At 48.2% G+C, this 17536-nt stretch carries 11 protein-coding genes; 7 read left to right on the forward strand and 4 right to left on the reverse strand.

Annotated features, from left to right (window positions below; translation table 11 throughout):
* Window positions 1-4: 4 nt before the first annotated feature.
* Window positions 5-919 carry an AraC family transcriptional regulator gene (locus tag MKZ12_RS15555; RefSeq protein WP_339255292.1) on the reverse strand — a complete coding sequence of 305 codons (915 nt, stop codon included), beginning with the start codon at window positions 917-919 and terminating at the stop codon, window positions 5-7.
* A gap of 250 nt (window positions 920-1169) precedes the next feature.
* On the opposite strand from MKZ12_RS15555, the gene MKZ12_RS15560 reads away from it, so the two are divergent.
* From MKZ12_RS15560 to MKZ12_RS15580, 5 genes are all read left to right on the forward strand, one after another.
* Entirely contained in the window at window positions 1170-2045 is an 876-nt protein-coding gene (locus tag MKZ12_RS15560; RefSeq protein ID WP_339255294.1) for a fumarylacetoacetate hydrolase family protein, read from the forward strand.
* A 20-nt stretch (window positions 2046-2065) separates the two neighbouring features.
* Window positions 2066-3532, forward strand: a complete 1467-nt coding sequence (gene gucD / locus MKZ12_RS15565) for an alpha-ketoglutaric semialdehyde dehydrogenase GucD (RefSeq protein WP_339255296.1) — start codon at window positions 2066-2068, stop codon at window positions 3530-3532.
* Window positions 3533-3549: 17 nt separating this feature from the next.
* Window positions 3550-5526, forward strand: a complete 1977-nt coding sequence (locus MKZ12_RS15570) for a YjhG/YagF family D-xylonate dehydratase (protein ID WP_339255297.1) — start codon at window positions 3550-3552, stop codon at window positions 5524-5526.
* Between the two features lie 62 nt (window positions 5527-5588).
* Complete coding sequence (locus MKZ12_RS15575; protein WP_339255299.1) at window positions 5589-7244, forward strand: glycoside hydrolase family 43 protein; 1656 nt, start codon at window positions 5589-5591, stop codon at window positions 7242-7244.
* A 182-nt stretch (window positions 7245-7426) separates the two neighbouring features.
* A complete protein-coding gene (locus tag MKZ12_RS15580) occupies window positions 7427-7777 on the forward strand; it encodes an SH3 domain-containing protein (protein WP_339255301.1) in 351 nt (116 codons plus the stop codon).
* Here the strand turns inward: MKZ12_RS15580 and MKZ12_RS15585 are convergent.
* Both MKZ12_RS15585 and MKZ12_RS15590 read right to left on the reverse strand, forming a co-directional pair.
* Complete coding sequence (locus MKZ12_RS15585) at window positions 7745-8014, reverse strand: hypothetical protein (protein ID WP_339255304.1); 270 nt, start codon at window positions 8012-8014, stop codon at window positions 7745-7747. The two genes, MKZ12_RS15580 and MKZ12_RS15585, sit on opposite strands and share 33 nt — an antisense overlap.
* 333 nt (window positions 8015-8347) lie before the next feature.
* A complete protein-coding gene (locus MKZ12_RS15590; RefSeq protein WP_339233600.1) occupies window positions 8348-8962 on the reverse strand; it encodes a TetR/AcrR family transcriptional regulator in 615 nt (204 codons plus the stop codon).
* A 176-nt stretch (window positions 8963-9138) separates the two neighbouring features.
* Here MKZ12_RS15590 and MKZ12_RS15595 point away from each other — a divergent pair, with 176 nt between their 5' ends.
* Complete coding sequence (locus MKZ12_RS15595; protein ID WP_339255306.1) at window positions 9139-9876, forward strand: SDR family NAD(P)-dependent oxidoreductase; 738 nt, start codon at window positions 9139-9141, stop codon at window positions 9874-9876.
* A gap of 131 nt (window positions 9877-10007) precedes the next feature.
* Here MKZ12_RS15595 and MKZ12_RS15600 read toward each other — a convergent pair whose 3' ends face one another.
* The gene (locus MKZ12_RS15600) at window positions 10008-10880 is read right to left on the reverse strand and encodes an AraC family transcriptional regulator (protein ID WP_339255308.1); all 873 of its coding nucleotides are present in this window, start codon (window positions 10878-10880) and stop codon (window positions 10008-10010) included.
* 208 nt (window positions 10881-11088) lie between these two features.
* On the opposite strand from MKZ12_RS15600, the gene MKZ12_RS15605 reads away from it, so the two are divergent.
* On the forward strand, window positions 11089-17475 hold the full coding sequence (locus MKZ12_RS15605) for a GDSL-type esterase/lipase family protein (RefSeq protein ID WP_339255309.1): 6387 nt from the start codon (window positions 11089-11091) through the stop codon (window positions 17473-17475).
* The last annotated feature ends 61 nt before the right edge of the window (window positions 17476-17536 follow it).

Below are 17536 nucleotides of genomic sequence, written 5' to 3' on the forward strand. Positions count from 1 at the left end.
CATCTCAGGCATCTGAATGTGTGGCTTCACCATTCTGCTGCGAATGACTGCGAAATTCACTTGGCGCGATGCCTGTCCACCGCTTGAACTGGCGGCTGAAGTGCGCATTGGTCTTATACCCCAGCATCATCGCAATATGGTCTATGTTCAGGTCCGTTTGTTTTAACAAGCGCTGTGCTTCATTCAGAAGAGTTTCAGATAGAAACTTGCGCGGAGCGATGCCGTATACCTGCCGAAAAATACGATTAACCTGTGACGGGCTAATGCTCAGCGACTTGGCAATATCTTGAATCCAGGTTCGCTCGCTCTCCTGAATTTCCCCATGAAGATGGATATATCTCACCGAATCCTCAATGTGCTCAGCAATCTGATGGGCAATGGTTTCTTTTCTCGACAACGTAACGGATGCTTGCTGAGATAACTGTCCAACCAGGGAACCGAGCAGTTCGAACACAGCGGCATGCACCTTCATCTGTTTGGAAGAGGATAGCGAACTCGACAAATGCTCTGTGGCCAGATTATATAAGGTAGACAGGGAAGAGGACAGCCCCAGAGCCAAATTCGAATTTGCCGGATAATAGATGTCTTTGCAACGGTTGAGTTCTCTGCAAAAGGACGTATCCTGTACACTGAAATGCACGGAAAAGTATGTGAACCCCTCCGGTCCGGCACCCGTACAGGAATGCGTCATACCAGGGCGAATGAACAGAAGATCGCCTACAGTCTGACTGTATAACTGTCCGTTAACAACCATATTCATCTGGCCGTCCATCATCCAGTGCACTTCATACATTGAATGCTCATGAGATGGATACGTCCAGGTTGAATCCACTTTTCTTGCATGTAGCCCCAATAATTGAAAAGACATGCGAACATCAGGCAGACGACCCAAATACACGGCTTCCGAAAGCTTGGCCACAGCACCCCAACCTCCTTATCCTTCTATACTCCAACATCTTATCATTTCGTTGATATCCACTGAACTGAGAATACACACAGGGACGAGAGATGAGTACATCATCCTTGGTTCATCTAATCTAGATTTATCTTAACAGAAAAAAAATGCGTGAAAAGGGTAATTCGTTGGAGTGATTAGAACATCGTCACGAAACCTGGCTGGTGCTAAGGTAATATTATCAACCCAATAGGGAGAATGGGGGCAAGCTTGAATGCGAATTATTCGATTTCTGGACGGGCAACAAAAGTGGCTGGCAGCCGTTACGGATGATGAAAAAGCCTATCGTTTGCCGCAAGCCGATTTTATGACTTTGATCCATCAAGCAAAAGAACAAGGGATATCACCTGTTCAACTTATTGAAAGCGCTTTTAAACCATTAAACAAGCTGACGGATGATTGGACTACCTTACACCTGATCACACCAGTGGATGCCCCGGAAGTATGGGCGGCAGGTGTTACGTATCAACGAAGCAGGGAAGCGAGAAATTACGAAGCGACGGATGGAAAAATGGATGCAACGACCTTTTACGATAAGGTATACGATGCGGAAAGACCCGAAATCTTCTTTAAATCCACGGCAGCACGAACGGTAGGTCCGAATGATGCCGTCACGCTCCGAAGCGACTCCACGTGGCAGATCCCGGAGCCTGAGCTTGGATTGGTGCTTGCGGGTGACGGAAGTATTGTAGGATACATTGCCGGTAATGACATGAGCTGCCGTGATATTGAAGGGGAGAATCCGCTGTATCTGCCACAAGCCAAAATGTGGCGCAACTCCTGCTCCATCGGTCCGGCTATCCGATTGGCAGAAACGGTGCAGAATCCCTACGCATTCAGCATTGTCTGCGAAATTTATCGCGCAGGTGAACTGGTTGTTAAGAGCGAGGCAAACACAAGTGAATTAAACCGTAAGCTGGATGAATTGGTCTCTTTTTTAGCAAGGGACAATGATTTGTTTGACGGTACGGTTCTTTTGACAGGTACAAATATCGTTCCCCCTAATGAATTTACACTTGAACCCGGAGACCGGATTGAAATATCCATTAGTGATATCGGGACACTCGTGAATTCTGTTATTTCAAACTAATCTATAAGGAGGATAAGGCTATGACCGCATTTCAAGTGGAGCAGACGTACAACAATTATATTAACGGAGAATGGGTGAAGGCCACATCTGGTGAGACCGAACCGAGCATCAATCCTGCGAATCGGAAGGAAGTTGTCGGCTATGTACCCACTTCCGGCGTAGAGGATTTGAACCGGGCTGTCGCAGCGGCGAAGGAAGCAGCAAAAAAATGGCGGAGATTATCGGGTGCAGAACGCGGCAACTATCTATTTCAGGCAGCAAATGTGCTGGAACGTCGGGCCGATGAAGTTGCAGAGGCGATGACCAGGGAAATGGGCAAAACACTTCCTGAAGCCAAAGGAGAGACGATGCGCGGTGTAGCGATCTTAAGGTATTACGCCGGAGAAGGCATGCGAAAAACAGGAGACGTTATCCCCTCGACAGACAGTGAAGCGCTGATGTTTACGACTCGTGTACCCCTTGGCGTAGTAGGAGTTATTGCCCCTTGGAATTTCCCTGTAGCCATTCCGATTTGGAAAATGGCTCCGGCCTTAATCTATGGCAATACAGTTGTGTTGAAGCCGGCTCAGGAAACTGCGGTCACTGCGGCTAAAGTCATGGAATGTTTTGAAGAGGCGGGTATCCCGGCAGGCGTTATTAATCTGATCTGCGGCAGAGGCTCAGTGATCGGTTCAGCACTTGCCGAGCATCCGGATGTGGGAGGAATAACGTTCACGGGTTCCAATGAAGTGGGGAAACGGGTCGGTGCTGCAGCGCTAGCACGTGGGGCCAAGTATCAACTTGAGATGGGTGGCAAAAACCCGATCATCATTGCAGCTGACGCTGACCTGGATTTGGCTGTCGAAGCCACCATCAGTGGTGGATTGAAATCAACAGGGCAAAAATGTACAGCTACCAGTAAGGTCATCATTGAACGAAACGTATACGATGCCTTTAAAGAAAAACTGCTCTCGCAAATCCAGGAAATCCGGCTGGGTGACGGCATGTCTGCTGGAAGCTGGATGGGTCCATGTGCAAGTGAAGGACAACTCAATACGGTGCTGAGTTATATCCAAAAAGGTCAGGATGAAGGTGCCGTTCTGCTTGCTGGCGGAAAAAGAGGAGACGGTCCCGGACTGGAAGAGGGATTCTATGTGCAACCGACTGTATTTGAAGGGGTCGAATCCCATATGTCCATTGCCCGGGAAGAAATCTTCGGTCCGGTTCTGGCCTTAATTGCAGTAGATTCCCTGGAGGAAGCGATTGAAGCGGCGAATGACAGCGACTACGGCTTAAGTGCTTCCATCTATACTCAGAACGTAGGGGCGATGCTGTCCTTCATCCGGGACATGGATGCAGGACTTGTCAGAATTAATGCAGAAACGGCCGGCGTAGAGCTGCAAGCTCCGTTCGGTGGAATGAAAATGTCAAGTTCACATTCCAGAGAACAGGGGCAAGCGGCTATCGAGTTTTTCACCGCCATCAAAACGGTCTTCGTGAAGTCATAAACTGTGGGGGGCCTATCATGCACGAACAGATTACGTCGATTATGGGGGAGAAGGCATCCAACTGCTTCGATATCATAGCACATGCTCCAGGGGCTGCCGGACGTCTGCCTTTAACGGATGATTTACTGCGAAATGCTCCAAGCGGCGACTTGTTCGGCATGTCCCAGAATGTTGGAATGGGATGGAAACCTGGGGAATTGAACGGAAAACAATTTCTGATCTTAAGTACACAAGGCGGCATTCGCAACGAGGATGGTAGTCCCACAGCCCTCGGTTACCATACGGGTCACTGGGAGGTCGGTCTACTGATGAAAGCTGCCGCAGAAGAACTGTCAAGCCGGGGAGGAATCCCGTTTGCCGGCTATGTCAGTGATCCGTGTGACGGCAGATCACAGGGAACGACCGGCATGTTCGACTCGCTTCCTTACCGGAACGATGCTGCCATGGTATTTCGCAGACTGATTCGCTCGCTGCCGACACGTAAAGGGGTGCTGGGTGTCGCTACTTGTGACAAAGGTCTTCCGGCAATGATGCTCGCGCTTGCCGGTATGCCGCAATTGCCTGGTGTAATTGTTCCCGGTGGCGTCACGCTTCCACCTACCGATGGAGAGGACGCCGGTAAAATTCAGACCATCGGTGCACGATACGTCAGCGGGGAACTTTCGCTCGAAATGGCGTCGGATTTGGGATGCCGCGCGTGCGCTACGCCGGGAGGAGGCTGCCAGTTTCTAGGTACCGCCGCAACAGCTCAGGTCGTAGCAGAGGCCATGGGCATGACAGTACCACATGCCGCGCTTGCACCTTCCGGGCAGCCCGTCTGGATTGAAATGGCGCGCCAATCGTCACGCGCACTCATCCATATGGAGTCTCAGGGAATGAGGATGGCAGACATCGTCACGGATGCATCCATTCGCAATGCCATGACCGTGCACGCTGCGTTTGGCGGATCGACCAATCTGCTTCTTCACATACCGGCGATAGCCCATGCGGCTGGTTTAACCGTGCCTACGGTACAGGATTGGATACAAGTCAACAAGAATGTTCCAAGACTGGTTAGTGCCCTGCCTAACGGTCCGATCTTTTACCCGACCATTCGCGTCTTTCAGGCCGGAGGTGTACCAGAGGTTATGCTTCACCTCAGACAGCTTGGTCTGTTGGATGAGTCTGTACCAACGGTTACAGGTACGTCATTGGGGCAGGTGCTGGATTGGTGGGAATCGTCGGAACGCCGTCATCTCATGCGGAAGCAGTTGAAAGAGCAGGACGGCATCGATCCGGACAGTGTCATCATGAGTGTAGAACACGCCCAGCAGCTTGGCATCTCTTCGACCGTAACATTTCCTACCGGAAACATCGCTCCGGAAGGTTCTGTCATCAAATCCACCTCGATTGATCCTGCTGTGCTGGATGAGAATGGCGTGTACCGTCATCGTGGCAGAGCCAAGGTATTTACCACCGAACGGGAGGCGATCCGTGCGATTAAGACCGGAGGTATCTCGGCTGGGGATGTGGTCGTGCTTCTCGGACGAGGTCCATCCGGAACCGGAATGGAGGAGACGTACCAGCTAACCTCTGCGCTTAAGCATTTGTCTTTTGGCAAATACGTGTCACTGATTACGGATGCCCGGTTCTCCGGTGTTTCCACCGGTGCGTGTATTGGTCATGTTGGCCCTGAAGCGCTGGCAGGCGGACCAATTGGCAAGCTGCGGAACGGAGACCTGATTGACATCGTGGTGGATCGGAGCACGCTGGAGGGCAGCATTAACTTTGTCGGAGAAGGAGAGATTGAGGTTTCGCCGGAAGAAGGTGCTCTCATCCTGGCACAAAGGACCTTCCATCCGGATATGCGGCCTGATGAAGCTTTGCCGGACGATACAAAGCTCTGGGCTGCGCTGCAATCTGTCAGCGGCGGAACATGGAGAGGCAATGTATACGATGTAGAGCGAATTGTAACTGCTCTGGAAGCCGGCAAAAAAGCGCTGGGCTGGTACTGATTTCTACCTTTCGTGTATCTGCTGTTGTACAGATTATCACTTTCATACCGGAGGTTTCTTCCATGAACAGTATCAAGAAAATGATCACCAATCCCATCCTCCCCGGATTTCATCCAGATCCGTCCATATGCCGGACGGGAGAAGATTATTATATCGCCACGTCCACCTTCGAGTGGTTCCCCGGTGTACGCATACACCATTCGCGAGATCTGGTTCATTGGCGACCAATCGCTTCACCGCTGACTCGTGCAACGCAGTTGAACATGGAGGGCAACATTAACTCCGGAGGTGTATGGGCACCATGTCTCAGTTATGACAACGGCGTGTTTTACCTGATCTATACCGATGTCAAAAGCCGGGTAGGCGCCTTTAAAGACACTCACAATTACCTTGTGACAGCAACCGATATTGAAGGGCCTTGGTCCGAACCGATATATCTCAACAGTAGCGGTTTTGATCCTTCCTTGTTTCATGATGAGGACGGACGGAAGTGGCTGGTCAATATGATATGGGATCACCGCAAGGGCAAAAACCGGTTTGCAGGCATCGTTCTGCAGGAGTATTCGGTTGGGGAGCAAAAGCTGGTCGGGCCAGCCAAGAACATTTTTGAAGGAACCGCTTTAGGATTAACCGAAGCACCTCATCTGTATAAACACAAGGACTATTATTATCTCATTACGGCTGAAGGGGGAACAGGTTATGAGCATGCGGTTACAGTAGCACGTTCCCGGACACTACAAGGCCCTTACGAGGTTGATCCTGCCAATCCGATCCTTACTTCATATGGCAGAACGGATTTGGCTCTGCAGAAGGCAGGCCACGGCAGTCTTGTTGAAACACATACCGGCGAATGGTACATGGCTCATCTGGTTGGACGACCTGTTCATCAAAAGTATTGTATTCTTGGACGTGAGACCGCACTTCAGCCGTGTACGTGGAGCGAGGACGGCTGGCTGAGGCTTGCGAGCGGTAACCGGTATCCCGAGGTCCAGGTCATTGCACCGAAGATTACGGCACATCCGTTTGAACCGTTAGCTGAAATGGATCATTTTGATCAATCCGAGCTTCGGAATGACTGGAATACTCTTCGCATTCCACCCGACCCGACTTGGCTCAGCTTGTCGGAACGTCCCGGTTACTTGCGCTTGCACGGTATGGAGTCGATGAGTTCAACGCATAGGCAAAGCATGATCGCGCGAAGATTGCAAACGTTTGAGTGTGAAGCCGAAACAGTTCTGGAATTTGCGCCGGATCATCCACAGCAGATGGCAGGATTGATTTTGTACTACGATACCAAGGACTATCTCTATTTACGTGTAACTTATCATGAAGAGAAGGGGCTGTGCTTGGGAATTATTCAGTCCAAGTACGGGGTGTATGACGAACTGTTAGAGGATATTCCGCTAGAGTCGGTGAATACGCTTCGCTTAAAAGCAGTGGTTGATTATGATCGCGCCCGCTTTTACTATGCGTTAAATAAGGATTCATCCTGGAATCATGTAGGCGAGTGGGTTGATATCACACATCTGTGCGATGAATCTCCGGAGTATATTCGGTTTACGGGAACCTACATCGGACTTTGTGTGCAGGATCTCGGTGGAACTCGAAAACATGCCGATTTTGATTACTTTGTGTATAGAGAAACAAAGCATGAAGTGAATGCATTAAGCCATATAGATTCTGCGGATGGTGTGTCTGGAGAGTTATCAAGAAATTAGAAGATTGTGTGATATTGCCCAAATGTTATAAGGTGGACTCGTGATAAAATATTTCTATTCGGATAAAGCAGCGCTCCCTTGTGAAGGGGGCGTTGCTTTATAAAATAGGGATGAATAACTACATAATAATATGATATTATGTTTGTCGGTAACAGGTCGAATATAATAGTTGGAGGCATATTATGAAATTATATAAAGTTGTTCAACCCCATAATTCAAACTATCCTGATCCCATCGTTTTAGCTAAAGGAGATACGGTCCTATATGGGAGAGAAGATACTGAATTCCCCAACTGGATTTTCTGTGAATCCGTACATTCTAAAAAAAGCGGCTGGGTACCGAAGCAAATATTAAGCACTCCCAATGAAGAACAGATCGCGACTGCATTATCAGATTATTCAGCACACGAATTAACCGTAAAACCCGGTATCATCGTTACAAAAGAATTTGAACTAAATGAATGGAGTTTTGTTCATACCGCAGAGGGTGAAAAGGGCTGGTTACCAAATAAGGTATTGATTCCATCGGAATAAATAAGGAAGTTGAAACAGAATCAATGAGCACATCTGAACAAATTCCGGTCGTGACATGTACGCGATATCCAGTGTATACCCGTCAGGTAAAACCAGGCTGGCGTCGGCACCTTGCAGATACTGAAAATCACGAATGGTTTCAGGGCTTAAGGAATCGCGACATGCTTCACGGTTCTCCGGTGTCGGTAAGTGCCAGTACGTCTCCCAGGCTCCCCATGCGTCACTAAATCCCTCCATATATGCATTCCCATTCTGACTAATGATAGCTTAAACCTTTTCCGGATGAGCAACGGCCAATCTATTCCCCACAGGTGCACCGTAATCAAATACATATAGTACATACTTATTGAGAGATAGGGCTTGAGTAAAACCTTCAATCACCTGGAACAGGTTCTCAAATGTAAAGTTGAATGGAAACCCATGTAATAACAATATAACTGGACCATCCTTGGAACCAGCTTCATGATAAAAACATCGACCTCTCCAACTTTTTGCCGCTGATAACTAATTCAGTTGTTATCTAAGGCAGACATATCGTTCATCGTGATTTTCAAATCAACCTACTCGAGATCATGAATCAAACGTCTCACCCACATAATGAAACGAGTGAATATGCGTTTTGGTCAGTTCGATCACATTCTTGATAAAAACATCACGTGATTCATGGTATCCGCTTAATATCCAATTGTTCAATAGTCCAAAAAAACCGTAGGCGGTATAGTACTTGAAATAGTCCATGTTCACCGGGGAGTTATTGATCGTCTCAAAGACAAACTGTTCCTGATAGATTTTGAGTATAGTTTGGGGGAAGCCTGTATGTAGACCGGGTAACGTGTCATCGTATTGAATCAGTTCGAAGAAGTCTCGGTTTTCATAGATATAATCCACGATTTGAAAAGATTCGGCGTCCAGCTTGTTTGTTGAAACCTTTTGACCGTGCCAATAGGGCCTACCTACTGCCCCCCTTAATCCTTGAAGTGTTGTACTCAGCAATTCTTCAGCGAGAAGATATTTGTCCTGGTAGTGTAAATAAAACGTGCTGCGATTGTAACCCGCCTGATCAACGATGTCCTTGACAGACACACCATGGAATCCTTTTTTCTTAATGAGCTGAATCAGAGCGGTTTTTAGGTGCTCCTTGGTTCGATTACGATGTTGAGCAGTCACAATAAGTTCATTATTCATTCAAAAAAACTCCTATAAATATAGACATATTTTTATGAAGTGTCTACGAGGTAGACACTTAGTCATATCTTAATGATTGGAATGTTACAATTTTAAGCATAGAATTAGTTTTGTAAACATCATATAGCACTATTTATATAGGCGCTATTCAAAATATTATACTGGGGGAATTATTCATGGGCAAACTACAGGATAAAGTAGCAATTATTACAGGAGGAGCATCCGGAATCGGCGCAGCAACAGCTCGCCTGTTCGTTTCCGAGGGAGCCAAAGTGGTTTTGGTCGATCTGAATGAAGAAAAAGGCAAGGCGTTCGAACAGGAACTGAAAGCGCTTAATGCGGAAGCTCTCTTTATCAAAGCAAACATCACGAGTGAAGAAGAGGTTGCCGAGATGTTCAAACAAACCGTCCAAGCCTTCGGTCAAGTGGATATCGTATTCAACAATGCGGGAATCGGACGAGTTCATCCAACGCATGAGCTTGACTACGCCGAATGGCGTAATACGGTCAATGTTGATCTGGACGGCGTTTTCTTGGTGGCTCGTGAATCAATTCGCGAAATGCTGAAAATTGGCGGCGGCACAATCGTCAACACGGCATCCATGTACGGATGGGTTGGTTCTCCTGGTTCAGCAGCTTACAATGCAGCTAAAGGTGGCGTTGTGAATCTGACTCGTTCCCTCGCGCTGGAGTATGCTGAGCAGAATATTCGGGTGAACTCCCTTTGCCCAGGCTTCATCGATACACCGATTATCCCGGAAGAGAGCAAACAAGCACTTGCTGCGGCAACCCCAATGAAACGTCTGGGTCAAGCAGAAGAGATGGCGAAAGCCGTTCTGTTCCTCGCTAGCGATGATTCTTCCTATATGACAGGAAACAGCCTGATCATAGACGGAGGATACACTGCTCAATAAGTGTAGCAATTGTCAAAGCATACAAGAAAGAACATAGTTCCATTAAAAGTCGCTAATCTAGCGGCTTTTTTTATTTTATTGGTATAAGAGCAGTTCCCGAGCCAATGACAACTAGCAAATAACCAGTTTAGCTACTCATAATAGATGGCCTCATAAGGAAACTCCAACTTATTCAAGCGATATTCTTTGGGTGACATGGACATATATTGCCGAAAAACTTTGCCGAAATAGCTTGGGCTCTCAAAGCCGCATTGTTGACCAATTTGGGAAATCGGAAGTTCGGTTGTGCGGAGAAGTCTAACTGCTACCTCAATGCGTCTGTCTTTGAGATAGGCGAGCGGTGATGTTTTCTCCGATCTCTGAAATAACCTGCACAAGTAGTGTTTATTGATATCGCAATGACTGGCCAGCAAATCTAACGTTAACGGAGAAGCATAATTCTCCCGGATGAACTTTTTACATTTCTCGATTGTTGTTATGGAAAGGGCACCAATATCCCTCTCCGCATCCCGACTCGTCTGCACCAAGATTAGCAACCAGCGGTAGATTTGCATAGACAAACGATACTTGTCGGTGACTTTATCCTGATGAATCAAATGGATGATTTGCCATAACTCTTGAATCAAGGGAGAATCTGCGTTTCGTCGAATGACATGTCCCTCATTATCATGGATCATATCCCAAATTCGGTTGGCTTCATCCCCGCGAATGTTAATCCATATAAATTCCCATGGTTCGTTATTCTCCTGTTTATAGTAATAGCAATGTTCTCCGGAGATTTTAACAAGCAGGGCATGTCCCTTGGGTAAAGGAATCGTTTGATTATCAATATCCAGATAACCTTGACCATTAAGTGTGTATTGAAAAACAACGTGTCCCGGGTCCGGTCTATCATCACTGGGACAACGATATTCCTCGCTCGAAACGATCTGCCATCCAATAGAGTCCAGTGTCATGATTGATGTATCGTCATTACGAAAAGCGTAAGATACCGTATGAACCATACGTGAATCTCCTTCCTGAAAAAGTCAATTATTTTATATAATACGTCACATTTTTTAGATTGTCTGTCTTTTTTTAGACCTGTAAGATAAATGTAAGCGGTAACATAAAGAGGAGGTGGCTATAAATTGTGTTCCTATGACAACAAGCAGGGCAGGATCGAACTGTTGATTCTAAAAATGAATTTTTAGATAAGGAGGCGTAAATCGAATGATCCGAAGAACTGTTTCCATCCAGAAATCGATGTTTGTATCTTTTTTAGCACTCCTTATGGTTATTTCTCTGGCTGTTCCTCCAGCACCGATGCGTGCAGAGTCATCATCAAACAGCCTGCCGGGTCGCCAAGCAGAATACCTGAACCGGGGGTTGGTTGCGGTTCTTGTAGACAACGGTGTTTTTCTGAGCTGGAGGTATTTAAACAACGATCCAGATGATATCGCTTTCAATATATATAAAAACGGAACCAAAGTGAATACGTCGCCCATAAGCGACGTGACCAACTATGTGGACACCACGGGTTTCGACAGCTCGCAATATCAGATTTCCACTGTTGTTTCAGGCAAGGAGCAGATGCAGCCGGAGGTTGTATCGGTCTGGCATAACGATTATCTGCCTATACCGCTGGATAAACCGGCCGACGGACGGACCAAGGACGGCGGAACCTACTCCTATTATGCAGGGGATGCTTCCGTAGCTGACTTGGACGGGGATGGCGAATATGAAATCGTCTTCTTGTGGAGTCCGAGTAACTCCAAGGACAATTCGCAGGCCGGTTATACGGGCAACGTCTATATCGATGCCATCAAACTGGATGGCACGAAGCTGTGGAGGATTGACCTGGGCGTAAACATCCGTGCCGGAGCGCACTACACACAGTTAATGGTGTATGACCTGGATGGCAACGGAAAGGCCGAGGTTGTTGTTAAGACAGCGGACGGCACGAAGGACGGCCAAGGCACAGTTATTGGTGACGGGACGAAGGATTATCGCAATGACGGCGGATACATACTGTCAGGGCCGGAATATCTCACGCTGTTTGACGGTGAGACTGGCGCAGCCGTATCCACGGTGAATTATGATCCGCCAAGAGGCAACGTAAGTGATTGGGGGGATGGTTATGGCAACCGTGTAGACCGTTTTCTTGGCGCGATTGCTTATCTGGACGGTACGAAACCAGGCGTCGTGATGAGTCGGGGTTACTATACCCGCACTGTGCTTGTTGCTTATGATTATGTTGGTGGAGAACTCGTCAAACGCTGGACGTTCGACACCAACGAAGCAGGATCACAATATCAAGCACAGGGCAACCACAATCTGAGTGTACTGGATGCCGACCATGACGGCAAAGACGAGATTATGTTTGGCGCCCTAGCTATAGACGATGACGGCAGCTTGATGTACAGCACCGGACTTGGACACGGTGATGCCATGCACGCCGGTCAGCTCGACCCGAATCGGGATGGCTATCAGGTCGTCAGTGTTCACGAGCATTCAGATGCGGCGTACGGACTGGAGATGCGCGATGCCTCCACAGGTGAAATCCTCTGGGGTGAGAAAACAGGTTTTGACACCGGTCGCGGGATGTCGGCGGACATCGATCCGAACTATCCGGGCTACGAATCATGGGCCACGACCGTTACCAACGGGCAAAGTGTACCTGTAACCAATACCTATTCTGCTGCAGGAAATGCGATCTACACGGTGGACGAAGGGCCCAAAACTGCCAACTTCGCCATCTGGTGGGACGGAGATCTTCAGCGGGAGCTGTTTGACCATCAGTGGGATAATAGTACCGCCAAAGGAATTCCACTCATTTACAAATGGGATTACGAAAATAAAAAGCTGAATGAAATCTTCCGGGCAACCGGTACGTTAACGAACAATCATACCAAAGGTAATCCGGCGCTTCAGGCGGACATTCTGGGCGACTGGCGTGAAGAAATTCTGCTGCGGAGCGAAGATAGCTCGGAATATCGTCTCTACACAACGACCATTCCTTCGGATTATCGCATCCCTACGCTGATGCAGGACCCTGTGTATCGACTTGGCGTAGCATGGCAAAATGTATCTTACAATCAGCCGCCTCACACCGGCTTTTATCTCGGAGCAGAAGCTACAGCATTCCCGAAAGCCGATCTGGCGCTGACCCGCGAAGCAGAAATGCCGCAACAGGTTTACCGTTTTGATTTTGGCACAGAGACAGCGTCAGGAAGTACGGCTATACAGGACACATTATATACACAAGAGAAGGGATACGGCTTCAAGGATGCAAGCGGGGTTACCGTAGGCACAAACGAGGTTTCGGTTGTAACAGGTACGACATTCGCTGTTGACCTGCCAAATGCCAACTATAAGGTGACGCTGCGATTGGGCAGTGATGCGCATAACTCCAACGTGGGGGTCAAATCCGAATTCGTTCAGAAGCTCGCCGTAACAAATGTGACAGCGGGAGCACCGCTCGAGTATTCCTATGATGTTGCATTGGTGGATGGACAGCTTGATCTGCTCTTCACCGGTACAGCCATAGACATCCAGGATGTCATCATCGAAAAGTATCCAGAGAAAGCGGCTGGTGCGGCAACAACGATCTATATGGCTGGTGATTCAACCATGCAATCTTACAGTGAAGCGCAGGCTCCTCAAGAAGGATGGGGCCAGCAGTTCGGACGTTATTTCTCCAATGGGGCAGTCGTCGTGAACGATGCGATCGGTGGTCGAAGCAGCAAATCCTTCATGGTAGACGGTCGTCTCGATACGATCCTGCAGCGAATCAAGCCGGGGGACTTCTTCTTCATTTCCTTTGGTCATAACGACGCCAGTGCAGGGATACCGGACCGGTACGCATCACCGGAGGACTATAAGATCTACTTGGCTCGTTATGTAAACGGTGCCAAACAGCGCGGCGCTACCCCGGTATTACTCACTCCAGTGGGACGCCGGGATTTCAATACAGTGACTCAGGAGTTCAATGTCAGCTTCCCGGCATATGTGCAGGCAGCGAAAGAAGTGGCGGAGGAACTTGACGTGCCGCTGATTGATCTTAGCAAGTTAAGTATTGCGTACTACGACAAAATTGGTAATACAGCTACAGAAAAAGTATTCCTATATGCTAATCCGGGTGAATATCCAAAATACCCGAATGGAATCAACGATAATACTCATTTTAGCAGTTATGGTGCACAGAAAATTGCCGGTCTCGTTGCTGGTGCGGTCAAAGACATGGGGCTGAGTATCTCATCGCTGGTCATTGACCCTGATATTTCCGAACCAGAACCAGAGCCGGAAACCCAGCTCTATGAGGAGGATTTTGAAGGCGACGCTGCGGGCTACCAGTATGCGATGGTCAATGCCACGGGTATTGCAGGAACCATGGCGGGAACGGTGGTTGAACAGTCCGGGAATAAGGTACTGTCTGTCACAGGGTCTGGATCAGGCAATCGAGCTAAGGTGTTCCGTCTGTTTGATGCCGTAAACGGCGATCAGGTAAAGGTAAACTTTGACTGGCAATCCGGTAATGTGAGTGCCTATCCGTCAGAAGGTCATCTCACGGTCCAGGATTCCAACGAAAATGCCCTGTTCACGTTGTATACCAAAACCGGAAGTACCAAAATTCATTATTATATCGGTGCATATAATCCGGACTACGGCACAGGAGATACAGCTATACCCGAAGGGGGAACGGCTACTGAGATTTCCAAGAACCAGTGGGTCACTGTGGATGCGACCATTAATTTTGCGAAGAAAACGTTGGATCTCACATTAACAGATGTGGCGAATCCGACCGTTACACAAACGATTAAAGATATCCCTATGAGTTCCATCGCATATGCCGACAATGTCAGAGCGATTCGATTCCTCGGAACAAGAAAAGGTGGTGGAGGCACGTTGAACTGGACTACCCAGATCGACAACGTGCGGATTGAAGGCACGCAGCTTCCTTCTGAGGGTGGCGATCAGACGGCATTAATCGCTCTGTACGATGAGATTAAAGCACTGGATCTGTCGGATTATACAGATGCATCAAAGGCCGTGTTGAACCGGGCTTTGACAGCAGCGGAAGCGATATTTAATACCGAAGCCACTCAGGCTCAAGTTGACCATGCGTTTAATATGTTAACTGTGGCAAAGGATTCATTGACAAGTGAACCAAGCGAAGAGATAAGTGAATACCGATTTGACTTTGGTTCCGGCGGTGCTGCCGAAGGATACATCAAGGTAGATGCCAAGAGAGCGTACATCGAAGGCAACGGTTACGGTTTTGCCGATACTGCACTGACCAAAGATGAGAACCGGGAGACCGGGGATGCGCTCAAAGAGGATTTCACACGAGTAAATGGCACCTCCTTCCTGGCGGAGTTGGAGCCGGCCAATTATCGGGTAACAATGACAATCGGGGATGCAGAGGAATCAACTAGCGCAAATGTTGTTGTGGAGCAAATGACCAAGTTGCCGCTCACAACCGTTGCCAAGGGCGAATTCAAAGAAATTACGTACGATATTGCTCTGATTGATGGGGTATTTAACTTCAACTTCACCGGAAATGCACCGAAGATCAATGCGCTGAAGCTAGAGCGTCTGCCAGATCACAGCGCAAGCGATAAACCTGTTATATATTTGGCGAGCGATTCCACGGTGGCCAATTACGCGGAGAGCTACCGTCCACAAGCAGGTTGGGGCGAAACGTTGGGTGAATATTTTGATGCAAATGAAGTCAGCATTGATAACCGGGCAGTTGGCGGTTTGAGCAGCAAGACCTTCTTGGTCGGCGGATATCTCAATGATATTCTGCTCGCCATTCACGAAGGCGATTATCTGTTCATGCAGTGGTCTCATAACGATTCCACACCTTCACGTCCGGAGCGTTATCTTACGCCAGAGCAGTTTAAGGTATATCTGAAAGAATACATTAACGGTGCTCTTCAAAGAGGGGCGATCCCGGTGCTGGTTACGCCAGTGAATCGTCGTGATTTTACCGGAGAAGTGCTGAACAAAAGCTTCCCGGAATACGTACAGGCGATGAAAGAGACGGCGCAGGAAACGGAGACACTCCTCATCGATCTCAATCAGGCCAGTTGGGAGCATTTTCAGGAACTTGGCACTGAAGGAACCAAATCGATATTCATGTGGGTAGGTACAACCGAAGACAACACACATTTGCAGATGAACGGTGCAATCAAGGTGTCTGAACTCGTGGCAGGCCTTGTCAAAGATTTAAATATCCCTTTATCTGATTTTGTCACACTGGAAGGGGAATCACCGGAACAGGAAGCCCCGCATACTAAGGCAACTGTGGAAGGGGAATCGCAGAACGACTGGTATACTTCTCCTGTACAAGTGACCTTTACAGCAACCGATGAAGACTCCGAAATCGAAGGGACCTATTATCAAATTAATGGTGGCGAAACGGTGAGTGGCACGCAGTTGACCCTAACTGAAGAAGGTACACATACGATCACCTACTGGAGCATCGATGTTGACGGTAACAAAGAGAGCGAACAATTGTTGTCCATATCCATTGATCTCGTACCACCAACCATTGAAATTCATGGTCAAACCGAGTACACCATTGATCAGCACGTGGAAATTGGCTATACCGCTTCCGATACGGCATCCGGTGTGGCTGAACCGGAGGGTGTGCTTCTGGACACTCCGGCGTATACACTGGAACCCGGCCTAAATCAGGTTACGGCAACCATCTCCGATGTGGCTGGGTGGGAACAGACGGTAGAATATCGTTTTGCGGTTATTGCTACATTCGACAGCCTGATCAATCTGACCAGCGCCTTTGCAGTTGATTCGATCGATCCGAATGCCGGTGTTCTTGCTGATCAGCTCACAAACACGTTACAGCAGGCCAAACAGGCAGCAAGCGATCGTGAAGGAGCAAAAGCGCGTCAATTGCTTGCATCCTACGGTAATGACGTTCAAGCAGCTAGAGGAACCGTATTTACAGATGAGCAGGCAAGTGTGCTAATCAAGTGGGAGGAATGGCTCCATCAGGCAACGCCACTCGCAAACGGGGCCCCTGGCACTCCGGTCTTGTCTGACAATAATGGTTATGACACGGGTCTCAAAGACGGGGACTATACCGTCACAATGAATCTGTGGTGGGGAAATAACGGCAATCAGTTCAAGCTGTATGAGAATGGTGAATTGATTAAGGAAATTTCCCTGGTGGATCAATCCCCATCTGCCCAATCTGTTCAAGTTGATATTACTGGTAAGAAAAATGGCACCTACATCTATACCGGGGAACTAATCAATGCACTGGGTACAACCATGAGTACGCCGTTGACAGTTGTTGTCACGGATGCTTCCCCGGGGCAAGCCGTTCTGTCGCATGACAACTGGGACGGTGACGGCAACTTTAATGTCACCATGAATCTATGGTGGGGAACAAACGCAACCGAATACGAACTTTACGAAAATGGTGTAAAGATTGACACACAATCGCTGCAATCTCACTCACCTGGCGCACAGTCTGCGGTTACCGCAATCTCTGAAAGGGCACCTGGAATCTATGAGTATGAAGCTGTGCTTCGTAATCCTTCAGGGGAAACCAGATCAACCAAATTAAATGTGACGGTGCGCGAGTAGCTGAGAGGTTTGAGGCATTCCATTATCCACAATGAAATAAAGTAGGTTAGGTTTATAAAAA

The organism is Paenibacillus sp. FSL R5-0713 (assembly GCF_037973325.1).
Taxonomy (GTDB): Bacteria; Bacillota; Bacilli; order Paenibacillales; family Paenibacillaceae; genus Paenibacillus.